Here is a 2,987-nt window from a genome sequence, read left to right as displayed (position 1 = left end):
ATAGGTTTTTCGTCTAAGATTTGATGTATTTCTTTGGCTTCATATAAACCAGGCTTGTTTTGGTGAATTTCGACAACCAATGCCGTATAGATTTTGCTTTTGCCGAAAGGCACAGCTACTCGCATCCCTTTTTGGATATAATTGTACTCGGCCTCTGAAACGCTGTAAGTAAACGTTTTGGCAAGGGAAAGAGGTAAAATTACTTCGACGAAATGCATTTATTGTACCATATTAGATTCATCTGTAATTTTATGACGAAGTTTTTTCTTAGCATGCACGCGTTTCAATTTATTAATAGTTGCATTCAATTCGAAACCGAGCAGAAGAAGCAAACAGTTGATCCAAATATAGAACATCATAATCAATAAGGTTCCAATAGAACCGTAAAGCTCATTGTATTTTGAAAATTTTATAACCCAAATCCCAAAAACATAAGAATCTAAAATGATTAAAAGAGTAGTAAAAACGGAACCAACCGAAATAAAAACTCTTTTTTGATCGTGGGTAGTTCCGAATTTGAAAAGTATAGAGGTAATTAGCAATATCATAAGGATGATAAATGCGTATCTACCTAAAATTATTAAAGGAATTCGTTCGCTTACCACATCCTGAATAATGGAATGCTGGATAGCCACTTCAAAAACAATAATGATAGCTATAGTTGCCAACAACAAAAATGACAATATCAAAGACATTCCTAAGGCAACTAAATATTGGTGCCAAAATGTCCTTTTGATGAGGACGTGTTTTGACGATTCGAAACCTCCTAAAATACCATTTAACCCATTAGCCATAAGAAAAATCGACAAAACAAAACCAGTAGACAGCAATCCCGATTGACTATTATTCAAAATATCGCTAATGATTTTATATATCGCATCATAGGTATTTGGGGGAACTCCCTCCTTTACAAAACGAAGAAAATCGAGTTGAAAACCATCGATTGGGATGAAAGGAATGAGATTGAGTATAAACAAAGCGAAGGGAAACAACGCCATAAAAAAGCTAAAGGCAATAGAACTAGCGTGGTAGCTAAAACCACCATCAATAATACCAATAATATACAATTCCAGTAAATCATACAAACGCAAACCCTCCATGCTTCGCAACTTAATCCTTTTTAAGGGACGAACAAGGTTACGTAGAATAGGGATTTTTTCAATGCGTGCTTCTATATCTTTACTCATTTTTTAAATTTCAGGTTGCAGAATTCAGAATTCAGATTTCAGGGTACAGGTTATAGGTTACAGATTCAGGTTGCAGATTCAAGTTGCAGTTGCATACTGAAATACTTACAAAAATTTATCTGGATTATTCATCATATAATTCAACAATTTTCCAACTTCGAGACTTTTTGAAGTTAAACTTTCAAACTTAATAGTATCAATATAATTACAAGCATATGAATATTCAAGCCAAACCTGAGTCTCGGAATTTTCTGCATCACTATCAGTTAATTTTGAAATAAAATGCTTCTCATATCTTCTTTTCCTTGTTGCTTCTGCAATATTTGCAGAGACACTTCTGGAAGAACGCCTAATTTGATCTGTCAAAGAATATTTCTCTTCGGGCGGAAAGTTTATTGATAGAGAAAAAATATCCATTGCTAATTCAAATGATTTCTTGTAGGCCAGTAAATCCTGAAATCTCATAATTTTAATTTTAAAAATTTATCAAATTATCTTCTGCAATCTGACTTCCTCACACTGCTACCTGCCACCTAAAACCTGCTATCTCATAAAGCTTTCAAACTTAAATCCATATTATAAATGGAATGCGTTAATGCTCCCGAGGAAATAAAGTCAACACCACATTCAGCATAGGCACGAATGGTATTTTCATTTATATTGCCCGATGATTCTGTTTGACATTGGTCACCAATTAAAGCAACAGCTTTTTTAGTGTCTTCAAAATCGAGATTATCTATTAAAATTCTATAAATCCCGTCGCTTTCTAGAATTTCCTTAATCTCATCTAGATCTCTAGCTTCAACGATGATTTTTAAATCTAGATTATTTTCTTTCAGATACGCTTTAGTTTTGTTGATGGCCAAGGTAATTCCACCTGCAAAATCAATATGATTGTCTTTAAGCATCACCATATCATAAAGTGCAAAACGGTGATTTTCACCTCCGCCAATTTTCACTGCCCATTTTTCGCAAGCTCGGAATCCTGGTGTAGTTTTACGCGTATCGAGAATTTGAGTTTTTGTTCCCGCCAATAAATCTACATAGCTTTTTGTCTTGGTAGCTATCGCACTCATTCTTTGCATCGAATTGAGTACTAATCTTTCAGATTTAAGAATCGCTTGAGAACTCCCCGAAACGTGAAATACCACATCTCCTTTTTTTACAGGTGTTCCATCGGCGATGAAGGTTTCTACTATTAGATTGCTATCAACATATTCGAATATCATTTTGGCGAAAGCCACGCCAGCAATTATGCCCTCTTCTTTGACAATAAGTTTTGCTTTTCCTGTTGCCGAAGCTGGAATACAAGCTAAAGAGCTGTGGTCGCCATCGCCTACATCCTCACGAATGGCGTTTTGAATAATAAGTTGTAATTCGTTGTTGAATTGTTTTTCGCTAATCATTTTACTATAAAATTTACAGAATGCTAAAGTATGATTTTATTTGGTGAATAGAAAATTTGTGGATTTGGAAATTCAGAAAAATACAATCTGATTTTTTATTAAGTACTGCGGTTTGTTGCGGGAAGGTTGCGGGAAGGTTGTGGGAAGACTGAAAATTTATGCTTAATTTTTATGGCTCCACAGGTTTTGGGATTGATCCGAAAATTGCCCTATTCAAACTTGAAATACTGATAAAAAAAAAACTCCAACATTTCTGTTGAAGTTTTTGTGGGCGATGAGGGGTTCGAACCCCCGACCCCCTCGGTGTAAACGAGGTGCTCTGAACCAGCTGAGCTAATCGCCCCAATATTTATTTTTTAATCTTCTAGTCCCGACTACTTCCGATGCAATCGGA

Annotated in this window: 4 protein-coding genes and 1 tRNA gene; all 5 read right to left on the bottom strand. The window is 35.2% G+C overall.

The genetic code is table 11. The features are described 5' to 3' along the window. Positions 1-218: hypothetical protein (locus tag ACIQ1E_RS14095; protein WP_396172005.1), on the bottom strand; the 218-nt coding region annotated here is incomplete at its 3' end. After that, entirely contained in the window at positions 219-1,187 is a 969-nt protein-coding gene (locus ACIQ1E_RS14090) for a YihY/virulence factor BrkB family protein (protein WP_396172003.1), read from the bottom strand. A 105-nt stretch (positions 1,188-1,292) separates the two neighbouring features. Continuing rightward, positions 1,293-1,652, bottom strand: coding sequence for a four helix bundle protein (locus tag ACIQ1E_RS14085; protein WP_396172001.1), 360 nt, complete (start codon positions 1,650-1,652; stop codon positions 1,293-1,295). An 83-nt stretch (positions 1,653-1,735) separates the two neighbouring features. Then, the gene (gene nadC, locus ACIQ1E_RS14080; protein WP_396171999.1) at positions 1,736-2,593 is read right to left on the bottom strand and encodes a carboxylating nicotinate-nucleotide diphosphorylase; all 858 of its coding nucleotides are present in this window, start codon (positions 2,591-2,593) and stop codon (positions 1,736-1,738) included. Positions 2,594-2,861: 268 nt separating this feature from the next. Next, positions 2,862-2,936: transfer RNA gene (locus tag ACIQ1E_RS14075), tRNA-Val, on the bottom strand. Between the last annotated feature and the right edge of the window lie 51 nt (positions 2,937-2,987).

Source organism: Flavobacterium sp. (genome assembly GCF_044348915.1).
Taxonomy (GTDB): Bacteria; Bacteroidota; Bacteroidia; order Flavobacteriales; family Flavobacteriaceae; genus Flavobacterium.
This window is presented reverse-complemented; position numbering and strand designations above follow the sequence as displayed.